Source organism: Pseudomonas sp. MIACH (assembly GCF_001269925.1).
In the GTDB taxonomy this organism is placed as follows: Bacteria; Pseudomonadota; Gammaproteobacteria; order Pseudomonadales; family Pseudomonadaceae; genus Aquipseudomonas.
Genome location: NZ_LHVO01000018.1, coordinates 131,915 through 150,424, shown reverse-complemented (window position 1 = coordinate 150,424; position 18,510 = coordinate 131,915). Strand labels below are relative to the sequence as shown.

Here is an 18,510-nt window from a genome sequence, read left to right as displayed (position 1 = left end):
AAAAGACGCGGATTGTCCCATGTTCACTGTTTAAGACGGTAGTACTCAGGGCCTGGCTTGGCCGCGAACCCGGGCTGCATACTTTTCGAGACGCTGTGCGTGACGTTCAGCCTGTTGCTTGAGTGCCTGGCAGTATTCGGGAAGGCAATGCTGGGCATCGGGTGAATTGACGTCGTCTGCCAGGCGCCGGGCAGCAGCGGCAGTGATCGGAGTGCCGCGTGGTCGCAATCGACCTCTAATAACGGCGGCCCTATCGTTTACCAGCGTTGGGTGATTGAGTTTAAGAACCTCGACGGTGGCAACAGCGTCAGGTGTCAGACCTTCTACGTAGCCATCACTGGAATATCGAAACTGGCGCTCGACATTGGCTGACAGCGGAGAAACGAAGGGCTTTCGGGCCACATCGTAGTCGGCTTTTTCCACGGCACCATAACCACAAGCCATCTTGGTTTGGCTGGATGGATAACACGCCACCAAATTGTCGTAGGCGATGCTGTCAGCCTCGTGATGCGTTTGTGCAAGGACATGCTCAATGTGGCAGCTGAATTGTGTGCCCTGCCCCTTTGCCTGGCATTCGGTCGCAGTGGGCAACCGCCGCAAGGTGTAGGCGCACAAATGAAACTGCTCCTTCAGGAGTGCCTGACGAACGTGCTCACTCGGGAAGCTGCTGCCCCTGCCGTAGTAGAGGTTATGCGGCGTATTGCGGTTTTCTCTTTTCCATTCAATCAGCGCGCGTGGCTCGGCGCCTTTTTTGATAGACCTCACGCGCCGCCCTCTTCTAGCGACCTCAGAGAGTCAATACTGGCTTGGGCTTCAAGGACATCAGGGATTTTTCCGACCTGTTCGCGCAATTTCGCGAGTTTAGCCTGGGCGGATTCAAGATTGTCGTCGTCGAGGTCAAGGTGGATTGTTCTGAGTTGCTGGCTGACGTCTTGGTTTTGGGCCAACCCACCCATCAACTCCTCTATGACCTCCCCACTTCGAAGGCCCAGTGAGCGCTCCGGATGACCGAAATAGTTGCCCTCCTTGAGCAGCATCACCGCCTCAGCAGGAAGTTCACCCAGTATTTGCGGAGAGTGGGTGGTGATAATGAATTGGCAGTTGGGGAAGGTTTTTTCCAGGTTGGCGACAACGGTGCGTTGCCAACCTGGGTGGAGGTGAAGGTCCAGTTCGTCGATTAGGACAACACCCTTTCCTTCTAATGGATCAATTACTTCACAATTAAGCAATGTAAGTCGGCGGGCAAGGTCTCCGACCAATGCCAACAAACATTTCTCTCCATCCGAAAGCTGCAACACGTTGAATTCAAGGCTGCCTTTTAGGACGGTCATTCTCAATGCTGGCTTACGGCGAATCCGCACATCCTTGAATCCAGTAAAGGTTTCAATTGCCCGGCGAACAACAGAAAGCGCAGGGTCTCTATAGCCAGGGGTATCCCTGCTGTTTTCATTTTCCAGGTCTTCTTGATTACGGAACCAGATAAAGAACCGTTTGAAGTCGGCGCCGCCATGCCCGAGCGCGTCGTCATACCCTTCAGCAATAGCATTTTCCAGACGTTCGCGGACGCGTAAGGGTACGTCTAACACCGCTCGATGAACGTCATAGTAAACGGCCAACGGCAATTCTATTGGTCCGCCCCCCTCAAACTCGCGCTGATTGATGCCATATTCAACGCCATCAGCAGCGTCATTCAATCGAGACAAATCACTGCTGCGCTCACGTGGATGTTTGCCGGCTTTTCGATTCAGGGCAATTGCCCAATCTACGTCGTAGTTTTCAAACAGCTTTGTCTCCACGTGCAAGCGTGTGTATTCGGCCCCAACCTTGATGTCGTCTTTCGAGATCGTCCTTGATTTAGAAGGTTGACCAACCATACGTGCCGTCAAATTCGAAAGCGTAATCGCCAACGCATCCAGAATCGAAGACTTGCCCACCCCATTGACGCCCACCAAAGCGACAGTCTTCTTACCCTCGAAATCGAGCTCCATGTGCTCGATACCGCGGAAATTGACGAGAGTAAAACGCTTGATCTGCATGATCGGCTTCCAACGTGCCCGGCCAGGTCAGCCAGTCTTCAAAGTAAGCACGGATCATAGTAATTATCGACAGATCTGTCACGACGCCAAGGTCTGCCTCTATCAGCCCCGCGCCGCCACGCGCCACACCCGCGCAATATCCGCCGCGCGCTCGCGCAGCAAACGCGGGGCCTCGCTGCAGGCCTGCTCCAGACTCATCGGGCCGCTTGGCAAGGCGAAGGCTGCATCCACGCCATGGGCGTACATCTGCTCATAGCCGTCGCCCAGGGTGCCGGCGATGACGATCACCGGGACGCTGTGTTGCCGGGCGATACGGGCCACGCCGAAGGGGGTTTTGCCGCGCAGGGTCTGGGCGTCGAAGCGGCCTTCGCCGGTGATGACCAGATCGGCGCCGCGGACGGCCTCGTCAAGTCCCACCAGTTCGGCGACGACTTCCACGCCCGCGCGGAACTGCGCACCGAGGAACGCCTTGGCGGCGAAACCCAGGCCGCCGGCGGCGCCGCTGCCGGGTTCGTCGCGCACGTCCTTGGGCAGGACGTTGGCGCAGTGATCGGCGAAGTGGCCGAGGGCGGCGTCCAGTTGTTGCACCTGCTCGGGGTTGGCGCCTTTTTGCGGGCCGAATATCGCCGAGGCGCCGTGAGGGCCGCACAGTGGGTTGTTCACATCGGCGGCGATTTCAAAGCGTACCTCGGCCAGGCGCGGGTCAAGGTGTTCCAGGTTGATATGCGCCAATCGTGACAAGGCCAGGCCTCCGGGTGGCAAGGCCTGTTCAGCAGCGTCGAACAGTTGCACACCCAGGGCTTGCATCGCACCCGCACCGCCATCGTTGGTGGCGCTGCCGCCAATCGCCAGGATGATGCGCTGGGCACCCAGGTCCAGGGCCGCGCGGATCAGCTCGCCAGTGCCATAGGTGCTGGTGGTGCATGCGTCGCGCTGGCCTGGAGGGACCAACTGCAGGCCGCTGGCTTCGGCCATTTCGATGATTGCGGTGTGGCTGTCGGCCAACCAGCCCCAGCGCGCTTCAACCGCAGCGCCCAGAGGCCCACGCACGGCCTGGCGGCGCAATTGGCCGTGACAGGCCGCGAGTACCGCATCCACCGTACCTTCACCACCATCTGCCATCGGACACTGGATCACCTGTGCATCCGGCCAGACCTGCGCCAACCCTTCGGCAACGGCCTGGGCGACGCCCTCGGCACTCAGGCTGTCCTTGAACGAGTCGGGGGCGATGATGATTTTCATGGGCTTTCTCCGGTTTTTATGACGCCCATGCTGCCAGTTGGCACCGCCGATGACGCCGGTCCGATGCACAAGTGCGGGTAAGGTTTGTTGTTCATTCCGACAAAGCCTGGGGCAATAGCTGCACGCCGAGGTACAGCGCCAGCATGCCATCCAGGGTCAACGGGTCGACGCCGCTGAGTTCGGCGATGCGCTCCATGCGGTAGCGCAGGCTGTTGCGGTGAATGCCCAGGGCATCGGCACAGGCCTGGCTTTGCCCGTCGTGTTCGCACCAACTGCGCAGCGTGGCGAGGAATTGCCCGTTATTGTCCTTGGCCAGCACCTTGCGCAAGGGGTTGAGCAGTTCGTCGAGGGCATCGTCGTTGCGATGACGCCAGAGCATCACGGGCAAGCGGTAACGGTTGAGGGTCAACAGCTGCGACTGCGGCAGCACATCGCGACCATAGGCCAGCAAGTCGCCGACGCGCCGATAACAACGGCGCAGGCCCGGCAGACCATCGGCCTGTCCGCCCACGGCCACGCGCAGGATGTTCCAGCCGAGGCTTTCGAGCTTGTCCAGCAGGCGCGGATTGTCGACCGGCACCGCAGCAGGTCGGCACCACAACAGGGAAAACTGCGCCGAGCTGACGCACCAACTGTCCGGGTAGCGCGACGTCAGCCAGGCGCTCAGAGCGTCCGCCGATTGCCCCACGCCCAGTTCGAACAGGTACGGCGTGCGCGTCATCTGCGGCTTGAGCCCCAATTGCTGGGCTTCATCGACCAGGCGCGGTGAGTCGCCACCGTCGGCCAGCAACAAGGCCAGTAGATCGTCGCACCGCTGGCGACGCCATTGTTGCTCAACCTGCTGATGCCGGTGGCTGACCAGCATCTCGGCGGTCATGCGCACCAACTCGGCGTACGTGCGCAAGCCCTCCGGCTCGCCGGTGATGCCCAGCACGCCGATCAAGCGCTGATCGTGCATCAGCGGCAGGTTGATGCCGGGCTGCACGCCCTTGAGATGCTTGGCAGTCTGGCCGTCGATCTCGACCACGCGACCATTGGCCAGCACCAATTGTGCTCCTTCGTGGCGGGTGTTGATCCGCTCGGGTTCGCCGCTGCCGAGGATCAGGCCTTGGCTGTCCATGACATTGACGTTGTAGGGCAGGATCGCCATGGTCCTATCGACAATATCCTGCGCCAGGTCATGATCCAGCTCGAACATGCGGCCATCTCCTTGAAAGAAAGTCCTCAAAAGCGTGGTTGTTCATCGGCACAGCGCAAAGTATCCATCACTGTGCGCAAGCACAAAGACAGCACCCCGCCACGTGACCGAGACTCGTTGGGCGATCAACGTTACCCTCGCATCGCGAAAAATCATAATAAAGAGAGATTCCCATGTCACAGAGCGCCGCTGTCACACTGGCCACCGATGACGATAAAAACGCCATCTACAAGCGCGTTACCCTGCGCTTGATCCCCTTCATTTTCATCTGCTATCTGTTCAACTACCTCGACCGGGTCAACGTTGGCTTTGCCAAGTTGCAGATGCTCGATGCACTGAAATTCAGCGAAACCGTATACGGCCTGGGTGCCGGGATCTTCTTTATCGGCTACGTGCTGTGTGGCGTGCCGAGCAACCTGGCGCTGACCCGGTTCGGTCCGCGGCGCTGGATTGCATTGATGATGATCGTCTGGGGCACACTGTCCACCTGCCTGCTGTTTGTCACCACGCCGACGCATTTCTACACCTTGCGCCTGTTTACCGGTGCGGCTGAAGCCGGCTTCTTCCCCGGTGTGGTGCTGTACCTCTCGCAGTGGTTCCCGACGTTCCGCCGTGGGCGGATCATGGCGCTGTTCATGTCGGCGATCCCGGTCTCGGGTTTGCTTGGTAGCCCGTTTTCCGGCTGGATCCTCAACCACTTCGCTGCCGGCCAAGGTGGCTTGGCGGGCTGGCAGTGGATGTTCCTGCTGCAAGGCATCCCGACTGTGATCCTCGGCGCCCTCGCCTACTTCCTCCTCAGCGACAGCTTTGCCCACGCCAAGTGGCTCAAGCCCCACGAGCGCGCAGTGCTGGAAGCCGACCAGGCCACCGACCTGGCGAACAAGCCGAAAACCAGCACCGATTCACTCGGTGAAGTGTTCAAGAACCCGGCGATCTGGGCATTCGGACTGATCTACTTCTGCATCCAGAGCGGCGTGTACGCCATCAACTTCTGGCTGCCGTCGATCATCAAGAACCTGGGCTTCAGCGATAATCTGGTGATCGGCTGGCTCAGTGCTATTCCGTATCTGCTCGCCGCCGTCTTCATGCTGCTGGTGGGTCGCTCGGCGGACTTGCGCAAAGAGCGCCGCTGGCATCTTGTCGTGCCGATGTTGATGGGCGCCATCGGCCTGGTGATCGCGGTGAACTTCGCCACAACGCCGGCTATTGCCATCCTCGGCCTGACCATCGCCACCATGGGCGCCCTCACCGGCCTGCCGATGTTCTGGCCGGTGCCGACCGCCATGCTCAGTGCCGGTGCAGCGGCCGGTGGCCTCGCGCTGATCAACTCCATGGGCCAGATGGCCGGCTTCCTCAGCCCATATATCGTCGGTTTTGTGAAGGATGCCACCGGATCCACGGATGTGGCGCTGTACCTGCTGGCGGCGGTGATTGTGGCCGGTAGTGTGTTGGCGCTGCGGATGACGCGGACCTTGAAGGTATAACGCGGTCTATGTGGGAGGGCGGTGCGACGATTCGACTTGCCCCCTCCCACATTTAGCCCCGTGTTTACAGCAGCCCGCCGCCGTCGATATCAATGACAGCACCGGTCATGTAGCCGTTTTCCATGGCCAGCACATACCCCGCCGCCACTTCCTCTGCCTGCCCGACGCGCCCCACCGGCAATGCCGCACCGGCCTTGGCAAACATCGCCAGGCGCTGGTCCTCGGCCAACCCCGCATACGCCGGGGTATCAATCACACCGGGACTCACCACGTTGACGCGGCGCGGCGCCAACTCCTTGGCCAACTGCTTGCCCAGGGCTTCAGTGGCCGCGTTGATACCGACTTTGATGAACTGGCCCGGCGCCAATTTGCGCCCCAGTTGTCCGGAGGTCAGGCTGATGCTGCCGCGCTCATCGAGGAAAGGCAGCGCCTGTTGGATCGCCCGCAGCGCCCCCCAGAGTTTCACGTTGAAGTTGTCCTGGGCCTCGTCGAGGTCGGTTTCGCTCAAGGTCTTGGCGCGCACTGAGGGACCAGAGGTGTACACCAGGTGGTCAAACCGTCCGACGGTTTCAAACAAGCGTTGCAGGGAGGCGGCATCGGTGACGTCCACGGGTTCGCTGCGCAGGCCGTTTTCGCTGCCCGACGTCACACGCCGCCCCGCCAATACCACCTGTGCGCCACGAGCGGCGGCGGCCTTGGCCACGGCGGCGCCGATCCCGCTGCTGCCGCCGATCACGATGACTGTTTTACCGTTGAGGGAAGAAGTCATGGAAGAAGTGTCCTGGGTCAGAAAGTGAGCGTTCATCTTCCCAGCTTGGCAATCGGCGAAAAATCCCGGTAAAACGACAAGATCTTTAAAGGATTTTTACAAATGAGCTCAATCCTCGACCTTGAAGTCTTCGTGCGCACCGCCGATACGGGCAGCCTGTCTGCCGCCGCACGTGGGCTGGGCCTGACCCCCGCAGCGGCCAGCATCGCCCTCAAGCGCCTGGAAACCCGGTTGGGCACCCGCCTGCTGGCACGCTCCACCCGCAGCATGCGCCTGACCGAAGAAGGTCGCCGCTACCTCGACAGCGTGCGCGAAGCGCTGGCCGCATTGGCCGAAGGCGAGCAAGCGCTCAAGCAGCAGAGCCAGGGCCTGACCGGCCTGTTGCAGTTGGCCGCGCCCTCGGATTTTGGCCGCAATGTGGTCCTGGGCTGGCTGGATGAGTTCAAGCTGGAACACCCGCACATCCGCCTGCAATTGCTGCTTAACGACAGCAATGCCGACCTGTTCCGCGATACCGTCGATATCGCCCTGCGCTTCGGCGTCCCCCGTGACTCCAGCCTGGTGGCGCTGCCGGTGGTGCCGGATCACCAACGCCTGGCCTGTGCGAGCCCCGAATACCTGGCCCGCCACGGTACGCCGCGCACACCGGCGGAGTTGGCGCAGCACAACACGCTGCGGTACATGCGCCAGGGCCGGGCCAACAGCACCTGGTACTTTCGACAAGGCACCACGTTGCAGGAAGTAGAGGTGACCGGCGACTACCTGAGCGATGACGGCGAAATTGTGCGGCGCTGGGCGCTGGCTGGCCACGGCATTGCCTACAAGGCCAACCTGGATATCGCCCGGGATCTTAAGGCCGGACGCCTGGTGCATCTGCTGCCGGACTGGCAGGGAGAACCCACCCCATTCAACCTGATGTGCCCTCATCGCCTGCAGGTGTCGGAGCGGGTGAAAGTGCTGCATCGGTTTCTACAAGTGCGCTGCCAGGCCTTGCTGAGTGCATGAAGAAACACGCGCAGGGCTTGTTCCAGAGCCTGCGAGTCTGGTATTGCATAGGTCACGTCTCACAGCCGCAAGGAGCTTTGCATGATTTACCGCACATTGGGCCAGTCCGGTTTGAAGGTCAGTGCCTTGACCCTGGGCACCATGATGTTTGGCGAACAGACCAACACCGAGGACTCGCTGCGCATCATCGACAAGGCCTGGGACCAGGGGATCAACTTTATCGACACGGCGGACGTGTACACCGGCGGGCGCTCCGAAGAACTGGTGGGCGAGGCCATTGCCCGCAATCGCCAGGACTGGGTGGTGGCGTCCAAAGTCGGTTTCGGCCCACCGGACGGCCTGCCCAACCGCAGCGGCTTGAGCCGCAAGCGGATTTTCAACGCGCTGGAAGCCAGCCTGACCCGGCTCGACACTGATTACCTGGACATCTACTACCTGCACCGCGAAGACCACAACACACCGCTGGACGTCACGGTATCGGCCATCGGCGACCTGATTCGCCAGGGCAAGATCCGTTACTGGGGCCTGTCCAACTATCGCGGCTGGCGGATTGCCGAGGTGATCCGCGTCGCCGAGCGCTTGGGCGTCGACAAGCCGGTGATCAGCCAGCCGCTCTACAACATCGTCAACCGTCAGGCTGAAGTCGAGCAGATCACTGCCGCCGCCGCGTACGGCCTGGGCGTGGTGCCTTACAGCCCACTGGCGCGTGGCGTACTCAGCGGTAAATACGCGCCGGACGTCACCCCGGAGGCCGGCAGCCGCGCGGCACGCCAGGACAAGCGCATCCTGGAAACCGAATGGCGCATGGAATCGCTGCGTATTGCCCAGCAGATTCAGCAATACACCCAGGGGCGCGGCGTGGGGATTGTCGAGTTTGCCATTGCGTGGGTGCTGAACAACGCGGCGGTGAGTTCGGCGATTGTCGGGCCGCGCACCGAGGCGCAGTGGGATGCCTACACCGGCGCGCTGGACGTGAAGATCACGGCTGAGGATGAAGCGTTTATCGATTCGCTGGTGACACCGGGGCATTCGTCTACGCCGGGGTTCAATGATGTCGGCCACTTTGTCTCGGGCCGGGTGGCGCGCGCTTAGGCTGATTGGCCAAGTTAGGGGTGCGGAGCGGGCTTACTGTGGCGAGCGGGCTTGCCCCGCGTTGCGCTGCGCAGCAGCCCCAATAACTGGCGACGAGGTTTGCCTGGAAAAACGCCCCAAAATAGCGCACCCCTCCGGCTTCAAAAGCACCATAATCCCCTCTTGAAATCCCCCCTACTGTTTTGAAATCGGTTTTCGCGAGGACAGCGTGTCTAAAGGTGTTGTGTTATCGGTGTCGGCCTCGGTGTTGTTTGCCGTGATGTATTACTTCACGTCATTGCTGACGCCATTGAGCGGCCTGGAAATTTTCGGCTGGCGCATGTTGCTGACCGTGCCGTGCATGACCGTCTTCATGATCGTCAGCGGCGAGTGGCGGCGAGTGTGGGATTTGTTGCGCAGGCTCGCGGGCCAACCCCGGCTGATCGTCGGTGTGGTGCTGTCTTCCGCCTTGCTGGGCGTGCAGTTGTGGTTGTTCATGTGGGCGCCGCTGAACGGCCGCAGCCTGGATGTGTCGGTCGGTTATTTCCTGCTGCCGCTGACCATGGTGCTGACCGGGCGCCTGGTATGGGGCGAACAGCTGTCGTACCTGCAAAAAATCGCAGTGTTTTTCGCCGGCCTGGGAGTGCTCAACGAGTTGTATCAGGCCGGTGGCTTCTCTTGGGCGACGCTGGTGGTGATCATCGGTTATCCGCTGTACTTCATCGTGCGTAAATACCTCAAGACCGATCACCTGGGCGGGCTTTGGCTGGACATGGCGCTGATGCTGCCGGTGGCCTGGTGGTTTGTGCAAAGCGGCGAGCAGGGTTTTGCGGTGATGGATGTGCACCCAAAGCTTTACGCATTGATTCCCATGTTGGGCCTGATCAGCGCCTCGGCATTGGTGAGCTACATCATCGCCAGCCGCCTGCTGGCGTTCAGCCTGTTCGGGCTGCTCAGTTATGTCGAACCGGTGCTGTTGCTGTTTGTAGCCTTGCTGCTGGGTGAAGGCATCAAGGCGGGCGAATGGCTGACCTACATCCCGATCTGGATCGCAGTCATGGTGCTAGTGTTCGAAGGGTTCAAGCACCTGGTACGCCAGCGCAGGGCTTGACCGGTCTTCACTTGGAATTGCCCAACAGCGCCGAATGCGTTTGGGTTGCACCCTGATCGTCGAGGGTGGTGAAGCGCAGTGCAGCGCTGCCCGCCCCGCCGTGGGGCAGCCTTGGCATCGCCACGACGGCGTTGGATCGAGGCGCGATCATCGGTGGGTCTTCGCTGTGGTATTCAACGCCTTCGAGCGTTACAACGATGCCGGACAGCGTGACGTGGTAATCGCCGGGATTATTCACGTGTAGCGTCGACTCATCCCCGGTAACTAGCTGCCATTGCAAGGCATTGCCCGAGCCTGCCGCCGAACCCGTTAGTTGGCTCGGCCGCAAGAACAATTTAACCCGCGTACGAAATGCCAGATTCACCTGGTTATTTTGCACAGCGGACTCGCCTGTCGGCCTGATCGCAAGCACGTTGAGCCAATACACTGATTCCAGGTCCTCGTTCGTGTGTGAAGACGATCGATGGAGCACGCGCAGCGCTCGTCCACTGCCGGCCTCCATGCGGAAAATCGGTTGAGTGACAGTGAACGGCACATCACTGTTTTCAGGTGACGCCTCGCTATCGTTGGCGTCGATCCATACCTGCACCAGCCGCGGGCCATCCGCTTCATTGGTGAGGTTGACCGTTACTTCGCGGGCCTGAGCGGGATAGATCACTCGGGTACGGTCGATGACGATTTCACCCTGAACCAGAGGCACCTGCAGCGCTATCAGCAGTCCTATCACGTTGAGCCTTCGCAGGAACATCCGGCTCATCGGTAACTCATCGTGAACGTTGCCACGCCATTTGCACTGCCTGGCGCGATCGTCTGTTGTGTCTGGATATAGCGCGCAGTCAGCGGAATTTGCACCGTGGCATTGCCCGTCGTCCCCACCTGCCATTGATTAGGGTTGCCCACGCTTGAGGAGTCCGCACCGTAACGAACCAGAATGTTGCCGCTGCGTACCAACTGCAGGGCCACGCCCTTGGCCTGGGAACTTGCGGTCAGGGACAGCACATCGCTGCGATTCGAACGAGCGGTATGGTCAGTGACGGTGATAAACACATCACGCGTGCCCCCGGTGCCGCCTTCGCAGAAGAGCGTGATATTGCGGGTTACGCTACCGGCGTGACTGCCGACGCCACGGAACGCCGTAACCGGTACGCTTCCCAAAGGCATCGCGATGGAGGGCGTCGAAACCCGGCAGGTCGGCTTGAGCGGTGGGCTAATGATCAGCGCCTGCATATTGACCGGATGATACCCAGGCGCTGAGGTATTGGTATTTTGCACCCTGTAATGCGCGACAGTGCGTGTGGGCACAGTCCCGGGTGAAATCGCCCCTCCCGTGGCCACCAGGTAAAGCCGTCCCTGCAGGCCCCAAACAACTGGCTTGGGATACTTCACCCTGAGCAGTGATGCTGCCGATTGGCCGACGGCGGCGAAGCCATGATTCGGGTCGCGGGCCATCATTGCAAACCCAACCCCGGGCACGCCTGTGGCGAACACTGGCATGGACACACCGTTGGCGTTGAATGTCCTGCCAGTGGAGCTGGAGTTGACCGCGTTGATCGTCGCCGTTACCCAGTGGAAATCGCTCCAGAAGTTGTAACGGCACTGCATGACACTTGCCGGTGCATTGAAGGGATAGCCTCCCGACAAACCGATCACTTGCCCGACCTGAGGGTTGGTCGGGGGGATGATGGGAGCAATGTTGATCGCCGTTGCCCCTTGCGGATAACAATCCCCACCTGAAAAAGCATGCGCTTGCATCGCTAGCATCCAGCCGCCCAACGTCGAGGCAGCAAGCCAAGATAAGTTCATACAAAAGTCCTCTGCTGGTGCCCCACAGATGTGGCACCGAATATTCACGGGTGCCGTTCAATACTGCCGGCTACTTGGCGAACCGAGCTGGGTACGCACAACCCTTGGAGATAGTCGACGTCTTGCTGGCGGCTGTTCGCTGCATGCGCAGCCATCTGGTAGTGGACGTCGCATCGTTCAGAAATTTTTTCACCCCATTTGACGATCAACGTGCCGGCAGCCGGGATATCGCGCACAAAAGCTTTGCTGGCTTGGCCCACTACGCCGACTTCCCGGCCTTGCTGGTCCAGAACCTGAGCCGCAAATGGCAGCGGCTTACCATTCTGCTGTTTGGCCTGGACGATCACCGCCCGCCCGCTGACGGTCTTGAACTCCACCAATTGCACTGCACCGAGGGTTGGAACGATATTCAGGCTCGACTCTTGAAGCTCCACATCCATGGACATGCCTTGCGGATCAACACTCACCGTATTGTTTTGGAATGCCCTGAGTGAAGGAACCACGGCATAGCCGCTGCTATTGATGCGTGTGACACCGTCGTGGCCCAACACTGCGCCTTCGGCATCCGGCACATGAACCAGCGCCGAGGCCTCTCCCAGGCTTTGCGAAAACGTAACGCCCCCGGCGTGAGCGACGACGCCCCCATCGGCGCCAAATGAAAGCTGCGATCTGTCGCGGCTCTGGCCATAGCCCGCACGCACGCTGGCGGAGCCGGTGCGGTACCCAGCATGGGTGTTAAGTTGCCTGGAACCCGAGTGATCACTGGTCGCGCGGCTGGCGGAAACACCGTAGTCAAACTCGGCGTTCTCGCCCAGGAAGCCGTTGATGCCCACCTGCTGCTGGCTGCCCCGTGTATCGCCGGTGTCCCGAGACAGCGAAGTATTGATGGTCGGCGACCTCGGCTCGCTCCCCAGCGGCATCGATAGCGTCAGCATGTAGCGGTTATCGATACGCCCGGGTTGGCCGATGCGCCCGAAAAACACATCGTCACTGAGCTCGCTTTGGGTCAGTTGTCGCGTGTCTTGGACCCTTGAGCGCTGCGCCGAGAGGTTCCAGTTGACCTTGTTCCAGGTCGAGCCGTAACTGGCGGTGAATGAAACCTGGCGCCCTTCCCGCCCGCCCCAATAGTCGACAGAGCTGCCGTACAGGCTCAGGGTGCCTATGCCCAACTGCTGGCTGATGGTCAGGTCGAGCCGGCTTTTTTGCCGGGCATAACCGTTGACATCACCGGACTGGCGGGCGATTTCACGCACATTCAGTGCGTCCGGAAGGTTCAGGTAACCCTCTGTAGAGAACCGGTATGCACCCAGCGCAAAATGCGTACCCGAGGCGGGCAGACTTTTGTTGTAGCCCACGCCCAGGCTTTGGCCGGACAGGCGTCCATGACCAGCTACCTGGGTATGCGAGGTAGCGCCGTCCAACGAGAAGGCACCGATGGACGTATTCAGCGCAATACCGACCTTGCCCTGCTCGTAGCCTTTGGAAAGACTGCCGCCGCCATACACCGTCAAGTCATTGGTCAAGCCGTGTTGCAGAGTGCCTTGAAAGACATTCGCGCCCTTGGCATCGATGCCCTTTTGCTGCACCTCCCCCAAAGTGACGCTGTATTTTGTCGTGTCTGCCCGCAGTAACTCCGGGGCCACCGAGTACGGCACCACGAAGGTGTTTCGACGCCCGTCGACTTCCGTCACGCTGACGATCAAATCACCGCCATAACCCGTGGCATGCAGATCACTGATGACAAAGGGGCCAGGCGCCACTGTCGTCTCATAAATGGTGTAGCCGTTCTGGCTGACCGTGACCGTTGCATTACTGTCGGCGACACCGCTTACCTGCGGTGCATAGCCTTGCTGAGTCTGCGGGCGCATGCGGTCGTCGGTGGCCAGGCTTACACCCCGCACGCGTACCCCGTCGACAATCTGTCCGTTGCTGAAGGTGTCTCCGAGGGTCAGTTGTGACTGCCAGGGGATGATGCTGCGCTGCACATAAGTGGACGTGTTCTGATAAGTCTCAAAGCCTGTGCGGTTGCTCCAAGCCTGGGCGCCCTGGTGCCGCAAGCGCCAGGCGCCCAGATTGATCCCGACATTGAGGCCCAGGTAAGTGCGACCGTCACCTTCACCTGCCGTGACCGCACTGGTACTGAAGTTATAATTGAGCAGCCCGGCGGTAATGCCCTCATCCAACAAATCGGGGTCAATGTAGCCGCGCATCGTCCGGTTCATGTAGGCCTGCGGCACGCTGGCGGCCAACTCGAGCGCACCCGGGTCGAAGGTGCTGGATGCCATCGGAATCCACTGCCCCAGGTCGCCGCAGTACTGGCCGGCTGCGGCAGGGTTCGCGAGCTCGCGCCCATGGGCCTCGGTATCGACTTTATCCATCGCGATACCGATTTTTTCCAACACTTCGCGACTCAAGCACGGCTGCGCGCCGGCCTTTGCCTGGGCTGCGACGAACTCCACCTCCCTGCGCCCCAATGCCTGGCCGTTGACCACGATATCTACGCGGTACAGGCCGGGGCTCATCTGGTTGCTGGTATTGAACCGTGATATGTCAACCGACGACGCCAGGCCACTGGAGAACGCGTTCAGATCAAAGCTCAACTCAGACGCAAGCGCGGCATCGCTTGCGATTACGGCCGCACTCATCAAACCGCCCAACATCATCTTGCGATGCTGGAATGGCAAAATCGGGGCGCAACGATGCACCCGTACTTGGATGTGACTAGGCATAGTTATGACTTCAGTGGACGCTGAGAAATGTACGTTTGCTTGCCATCAGCAACGTTCCGGGGACGTGTTCAGCGATGCAGCACAGCAGGCTGCGCCGATGAAAAGCTGCCGAAATCGTTGATGTAGGTGAAATGCACCCGCGCATCGGTGGGTATTACCTTCGCGGCGGTCGGCACCGGCACCTTCAACGTGCCTCCCGGTTCCACCATCCCCTCCGGCAGGGACAATTTTTCCGCACCGGGATGGGAGCCCATAAGCAGGGCAATGTCATTGAAGGTGACGTGATACGCCGATGGGTTGTGCACCTGTATCACGTTGTCTTGGGCGACCGGCTCCAGGGACCAGCGCAACAGCCCTGGCGCCTCCTCGGGTGTTCCAGATAACTGCGCCGGGCGAAAAAACACTTTGGTGCGGATACGGAACGCGAACTTGAAGTGATTCCGCTGGCTGTCTTCCAGCGTGGGATCAAATTCATTGGTAGCGCCAGGCACTTCAAGTACGTTCAACCAGAACAGCGACTCTCTATCCGCTGGCAGCGGTGCCTTGGTGTAGGACAAGCGAATGAACTGGCTTTTGCCGGCGTCCAGGCGAAATACCGGGGGAGACATCACAAAAGGCACGTCGCTCAGTGTCGGCGCGGCCTCGGCATCACCTGCGTCCAGCCACGCCTGGACCAGACGGGGTGCGTGTTTGTCATCATTGGTCACTCGTAGGGTGACCTCGCGTCGCTGCTCGGGGTAAATCTGTCGCGTACCGTCGATAACTACCCCCGCGTGCGCCACATGCGAGGCTATGCCCAAAGCCAGGCTCAGCGCGACCGACACCACGCGATGACGTAAGAACATCAGTAAATCCTGCATCGGGTAATCCTTGAAAACAGTTGTCCTGCGCCCGACCGCAGGGTCGAGCGAGGATCTCAGGCAACAAACGCAATGGTCATCAGCGCGGCTGCATCAAGGAAAGGTGACCGAGTACTGCACGCTGCTGGTGACATTACCCGCGCCTGCCGCTCCGCCGTTGGCGATGTAGCGTGCGTAGAACGGTAAGGTCGCCAGACCATTGGTCACGGTGGCAACGGTTGAGTTGTTACCTACGCGCAAGTCCATTGGCGTGTTGGAAGCGCCATCGAGAATTTGTACCTCCACCCGCGAGGCGGGTGTTGCTGTGGCGGTATTACGCAGGTTGCCGGTTGCCGGGTTGATGCCTGGGCTGGTTGGCTCGTAACGTACGGCGACCTTGGTACCGTTCGGGCATCCGCCCGAGCCGCCCACATAGACAAAGTAGCGCTTGCTGCCGGCCGTATCGCCTGCCGCCTTGAGGGCCGAGGTTTGCACGCGATCAAGAACTACCGGAAAGTTGGCACCTGAACCTGGCGAGGCTCCGGTACCGCCGCTGATGGTGCAGGTAGTGCCACTGACCGAGCCGGTGATCGTGATGGTACCGTCTGCCGCATAAGCGGAGCTGGCAGCGAAGCCGCACAAAGCCAGCACTGCAGCCGCCAGAGTATGTTTTGTCATAATCAGTCTTTCCTTAAAATTTGGGGTCGCGAAACGCACACTTGTGACGCAGGAGAGGATCAGCTCTTGCGTCATCCATGGGTGGGAATCTCGTAAAACTTTGTTCCACAGCCCCGAGGAATTGTCTGTTGCAAGACCTTTCGGAGGTGTTTGGCAGACAAAAAAATGCTCCGTACCTTTCGATACGGAGCATGTTCTTGAATCGCCCGAACAGCCTGCCAGGCCTTACATGGTTAGTCGGCGGTCAAGACGCCACGGCGGACTTGATCGCGCTCGATCGACTCGAACAGCGCCTTGAAGTTGCCCTCGCCAAACCCATCATCGCCCTTGCGCTGGATGAACTCGAAGAACACCGGGCCCATCAGGGTTTCCGAGAAGATCTGCAGCAGCAGGCGCTTGTCGCCTTCAATGGACGAGCCGTCCAGCAGGATGCCACGCGCCTGCAGCTGATCCACCGGTTCGCCGTGGTTCGGCAGGCGGCCTTCGAGCATTTCGTAGTAGGTGTCCGGCGGCGCAGTCATGAAGCGCATACCGATTTTCTTCAGCGCGTCCCAGGTCTTGACCAGGTCGTCGGTGAGGAACGCCACGTGCTGGATGCCTTCGCCATTGAACTGCATCAGGAACTCTTCGATCTGCCCGGCGCCCTTGGACGACTCTTCGTTCAGCGGGATGCGGATCATGCCGTCCGGGGCGCTCATGGCCTTGGAGGTCAGGCCGGTGTATTCGCCCTTGATATCGAAGTAGCGTGCTTCACGGAAGTTGAACAGTTTTTCGTAGAAGTTGGCCCAGTAGGCCATGCGCCCTCGGTACACGTTGTGGGTGAGGTGGTCGATGACCTTGAGGCCGGCGCCTTGCGGATTACGCTCCACGCCGTCGAGGTAGACGAAGTCGATGTCATAGATCGAGCTGCCTTCACCAAAGCGGTCGATCAGGTACAGCGGCGCGCCGCCGATCCCCTTGATGGCCGGCAGGTTCAGCTCCATCGGGCCGGTCTCGATATGGATGGGTTGGGCCCCCAGTTCCAGCGCGCGGTTGTAGGCTTTTTGCGAGTCCTTGACGCGGAACGCCATGCCGCACACCGACGGGCCGTGTTCGGCCGCGAAGTAGGAGGCGATGCTGTTGGGCTCGTTGTTGAGGATCAGGTTGATCTCGCCCTGGCGGAACAGATCAACGTTCTTGGAGCGGTGGGTGGCGACTTTGGTGAAGCCCATGATCTCGAAGATCGGCTCCAGGGTCCCTGGGGTCGGCGATGCGAATTCGATAAATTCAAAGCCCATCAGGCCCATTGGGTTTTCGTATTGGTCGGTCATGTCGGTGCCTCATCATTCTTGTGGGTAGCAAGTGGTTATTTGCGCGCAAGGATGAGGTCGAACGGCGGCGCACAAGACAGGCCTCGCACGCTGCGGGCGAGAAAGTCACCAAAGATGAGGGGGGAGCCGAGTAGCTTCATGATTACATCAGTCTCTGACGGCCGAGGCTTGCGTGAGCGCAAGTCCATATTCTTGTATGCGTAAATCGATTCTACACAGCGTAACTGTATTTGTCCGTACTCTTATCAAATCCCCATTGCCCTGGCCTGTGCAAGGGGTTTGTTGCACAGGTAGATGCCCAGCAGGATGACGGCCCCGCCCACCAGCATGGGCGCGGTCAGTTGCTCGCCCAGCAGCAGCGCACCGCAGATCACGGCGGTCAGCGGGTTGAGGGCGATAAACACGCCGGAGCGCGTCGCGCCGATGCGCCGGATGCCGTCGTAGTAACCGATGTACGCCAGCGCCGAGCCCAAAACGCCCAGGTAGGCCAGGCTCAACCACTGGGTCATCGCTATGTGACCAAGCGCTTCCAGGCTGACGCTTGCCGTGGCCCATGCGCTGATGGTCAGCATCAACGTGCCCAACAGCACCGACCAGGTCACCGTCTGCAATGGCCCCAGGCTTTGGTTGAGCCCACGGGCACACAGCGAATAGACGCCCCACCCTGCCACACAGCCAAGGATCAGTAGGTCGCCGATCCAGGCATCGGCGGTGGCCTGCAACAACTGCGGGTTACGGCTGACAATGACCGTCCCGGCGCCGACCAGGCACAGCAGGATACCCAGCAGCTTGATCCCGCTGAGCCGCTCCTTGAATAACAGCCAGCTCGCCAGGCCGATCACCGCCGGGTTCAACGCGACGATCAGCGAAGCCCGCGACGCATTGATGTACTGCAACCCGTAGAAGAAGCACAGGTTGTAGAAAAAGATCCCGAAGAACCCCAGCACCGCCAATTGCGCAAGCTGCCGAAGGTTCGGGCGTGCCAGGCGAATACGCGCGCAGGCCATGAACAGCAACAACGCCAGGCTGGCGAGGATAAAGCGCAGGCTGGCGGCCAGCAGCGGATTGAGGTGATCGGCCAGGAAGCGACCGGCGACAAAGGTGCCGCCCCAGATCATGGTGACGGCGGCGAGTTTGCAATAAGTCAGGCGATCAGAGGCAGGGCGCATGAGGATGGGCTCAAGGTACGGGAGAATTCGCGTATTCTTCAGCTAATAACCGATCATCGTAAAATG

16 protein-coding genes are annotated in these 18,510 nt (G+C 60.2%); 4 read left to right on the top strand and 12 right to left on the bottom strand.

Features of this window, described 5'->3' with window-relative positions; translation table 11 throughout:
* Nucleotides 1-45 precede the first annotated feature (45 nt).
* From AD670_RS07110 to AD670_RS07095, 4 genes are all read right to left on the bottom strand, one after another.
* Nucleotides 46-765, bottom strand: coding sequence for a hypothetical protein (locus AD670_RS07110; RefSeq protein ID WP_053129748.1), 720 nt, complete (start codon nucleotides 763-765; stop codon nucleotides 46-48).
* Entirely contained in the window at nucleotides 762-2,036 is a 1,275-nt protein-coding gene (locus AD670_RS07105) for an AAA family ATPase (protein WP_053129745.1), read from the bottom strand. The genes AD670_RS07110 and AD670_RS07105 overlap by 4 nt, the downstream gene beginning before the upstream one ends.
* Nucleotides 2,037-2,138: 102 nt before the next feature.
* Nucleotides 2,139-3,278 carry a glycerate kinase gene (locus tag AD670_RS07100; protein WP_053129742.1) on the bottom strand — a complete coding sequence of 380 codons (1,140 nt, stop codon included), beginning with the start codon at nucleotides 3,276-3,278 and terminating at the stop codon, nucleotides 2,139-2,141.
* Nucleotides 3,279-3,369: 91 nt separating this feature from the next.
* A complete protein-coding gene (locus tag AD670_RS07095; RefSeq protein ID WP_053129737.1) occupies nucleotides 3,370-4,476 on the bottom strand; it encodes a sugar diacid recognition domain-containing protein in 1,107 nt (368 codons plus the stop codon).
* Between the two features lie 173 nt (nucleotides 4,477-4,649).
* Between AD670_RS07095 and AD670_RS07090 the strand changes: the two genes are divergently transcribed.
* Nucleotides 4,650-5,960 (top strand): MFS transporter, encoded by a 1,311-nt coding sequence (locus AD670_RS07090; protein ID WP_053129734.1) that lies wholly within the window; start codon nucleotides 4,650-4,652, stop codon nucleotides 5,958-5,960.
* A gap of 64 nt (nucleotides 5,961-6,024) precedes the next feature.
* Here the strand turns inward: AD670_RS07090 and AD670_RS07085 are convergent, their stop codons facing one another.
* The gene (locus AD670_RS07085) at nucleotides 6,025-6,729 is read right to left on the bottom strand and encodes an SDR family oxidoreductase (protein WP_053129731.1); all 705 of its coding nucleotides are present in this window, start codon (nucleotides 6,727-6,729) and stop codon (nucleotides 6,025-6,027) included.
* Between the two features lie 102 nt (nucleotides 6,730-6,831).
* On the opposite strand from AD670_RS07085, the gene AD670_RS07080 reads away from it, so the two are divergent.
* The 3 genes from AD670_RS07080 to rarD all read left to right on the top strand — a co-directional run bounded on the left by AD670_RS07080 (nucleotide 6,832) and on the right by rarD (nucleotide 9,916).
* On the top strand, nucleotides 6,832-7,734 hold the full coding sequence (locus AD670_RS07080; protein ID WP_053129728.1) for a LysR family transcriptional regulator: 903 nt from the start codon (nucleotides 6,832-6,834) through the stop codon (nucleotides 7,732-7,734).
* Nucleotides 7,735-7,815: 81 nt separating this feature from the next.
* Nucleotides 7,816-8,826 carry an aldo/keto reductase gene (locus AD670_RS07075; RefSeq protein WP_053129724.1) on the top strand — a complete coding sequence of 337 codons (1,011 nt, stop codon included), beginning with the start codon at nucleotides 7,816-7,818 and terminating at the stop codon, nucleotides 8,824-8,826.
* 208 nt (nucleotides 8,827-9,034) lie between these two features.
* Nucleotides 9,035-9,916 (top strand): EamA family transporter RarD, encoded by an 882-nt coding sequence (rarD, locus tag AD670_RS07070; protein ID WP_053129721.1) that lies wholly within the window; start codon nucleotides 9,035-9,037, stop codon nucleotides 9,914-9,916.
* Nucleotides 9,917-9,923: 7 nt separating this feature from the next.
* Here the strand turns inward: rarD and AD670_RS07065 are convergent, their stop codons facing one another.
* The 7 genes from AD670_RS07065 to AD670_RS07035 form a co-directional block, all read right to left on the bottom strand.
* Nucleotides 9,924-10,673: a molecular chaperone gene (locus AD670_RS07065; protein WP_053129718.1), complete on the bottom strand. Its 750-nt coding sequence runs from the start codon at nucleotides 10,671-10,673 to the stop codon at nucleotides 9,924-9,926.
* Nucleotides 10,670-11,719, bottom strand: a complete 1,050-nt coding sequence (locus AD670_RS31405) for a fimbrial protein (protein WP_156338136.1) — start codon at nucleotides 11,717-11,719, stop codon at nucleotides 10,670-10,672. The genes AD670_RS07065 and AD670_RS31405 overlap by 4 nt, the downstream gene beginning before the upstream one ends.
* A gap of 44 nt (nucleotides 11,720-11,763) precedes the next feature.
* Nucleotides 11,764-14,448: a fimbria/pilus outer membrane usher protein gene (locus AD670_RS07055; RefSeq protein ID WP_082340923.1), complete on the bottom strand. Its 2,685-nt coding sequence runs from the start codon at nucleotides 14,446-14,448 to the stop codon at nucleotides 11,764-11,766.
* A gap of 68 nt (nucleotides 14,449-14,516) precedes the next feature.
* Entirely contained in the window at nucleotides 14,517-15,308 is a 792-nt protein-coding gene (locus AD670_RS07050) for a molecular chaperone (RefSeq protein ID WP_256243876.1), read from the bottom strand.
* 93 nt (nucleotides 15,309-15,401) lie between these two features.
* Nucleotides 15,402-15,965 (bottom strand): fimbrial protein, encoded by a 564-nt coding sequence (locus tag AD670_RS07045; RefSeq protein WP_032885692.1) that lies wholly within the window; start codon nucleotides 15,963-15,965, stop codon nucleotides 15,402-15,404.
* A 233-nt stretch (nucleotides 15,966-16,198) separates the two neighbouring features.
* Nucleotides 16,199-17,275 carry a 4-hydroxyphenylpyruvate dioxygenase gene (gene hppD, locus AD670_RS07040; protein WP_053129715.1) on the bottom strand — a complete coding sequence of 359 codons (1,077 nt, stop codon included), beginning with the start codon at nucleotides 17,273-17,275 and terminating at the stop codon, nucleotides 16,199-16,201.
* Between the two features lie 245 nt (nucleotides 17,276-17,520).
* The gene (locus AD670_RS07035) at nucleotides 17,521-18,444 is read right to left on the bottom strand and encodes a DMT family transporter (RefSeq protein ID WP_053129712.1); all 924 of its coding nucleotides are present in this window, start codon (nucleotides 18,442-18,444) and stop codon (nucleotides 17,521-17,523) included.
* Nucleotides 18,445-18,510: the final 66 nt, after the last annotated feature.

Coding starts and splice junctions, on each gene's coding strand:
- AD670_RS07035 (WP_053129712.1), bottom strand. CDS start 18,444: ATGCGCCCTGCCTCTGATCGCCTGACTTATTGCAAACTCGCCGCCGTC.
- hppD (WP_053129715.1), bottom strand. CDS start 17,275: ATGACCGACCAATACGAAAACCCAATGGGCCTGATGGGCTTTGAATTT.
- AD670_RS07045 (WP_032885692.1), bottom strand. CDS start 15,965: ATGACAAAACATACTCTGGCGGCTGCAGTGCTGGCTTTGTGCGGCTTC.
- AD670_RS31405 (WP_156338136.1), bottom strand. CDS start 11,719: ATGAACTTATCTTGGCTTGCTGCCTCGACGTTGGGCGGCTGGATGCTA.
- AD670_RS07090 (WP_053129734.1), top strand. CDS start 4,650: ATGTCACAGAGCGCCGCTGTCACACTGGCCACCGATGACGATAAAAAC.
- AD670_RS07080 (WP_053129728.1), top strand. CDS start 6,832: ATGAGCTCAATCCTCGACCTTGAAGTCTTCGTGCGCACCGCCGATACG.
- AD670_RS07100 (WP_053129742.1), bottom strand. CDS start 3,278: ATGAAAATCATCATCGCCCCCGACTCGTTCAAGGACAGCCTGAGTGCC.
- AD670_RS07075 (WP_053129724.1), top strand. CDS start 7,816: ATGATTTACCGCACATTGGGCCAGTCCGGTTTGAAGGTCAGTGCCTTG.
- AD670_RS07085 (WP_053129731.1), bottom strand. CDS start 6,729: ATGACTTCTTCCCTCAACGGTAAAACAGTCATCGTGATCGGCGGCAGC.
- AD670_RS07065 (WP_053129718.1), bottom strand. CDS start 10,673: ATGAGCCGGATGTTCCTGCGAAGGCTCAACGTGATAGGACTGCTGATA.
- AD670_RS07105 (WP_053129745.1), bottom strand. CDS start 2,036: ATGCAGATCAAGCGTTTTACTCTCGTCAATTTCCGCGGTATCGAGCAC.
- AD670_RS07050 (WP_256243876.1), bottom strand. CDS start 15,308: ATGCAGGATTTACTGATGTTCTTACGTCATCGCGTGGTGTCGGTCGCG.
- AD670_RS07055 (WP_082340923.1), bottom strand. CDS start 14,448: ATGCCTAGTCACATCCAAGTACGGGTGCATCGTTGCGCCCCGATTTTG.
- AD670_RS07095 (WP_053129737.1), bottom strand. CDS start 4,476: ATGTTCGAGCTGGATCATGACCTGGCGCAGGATATTGTCGATAGGACC.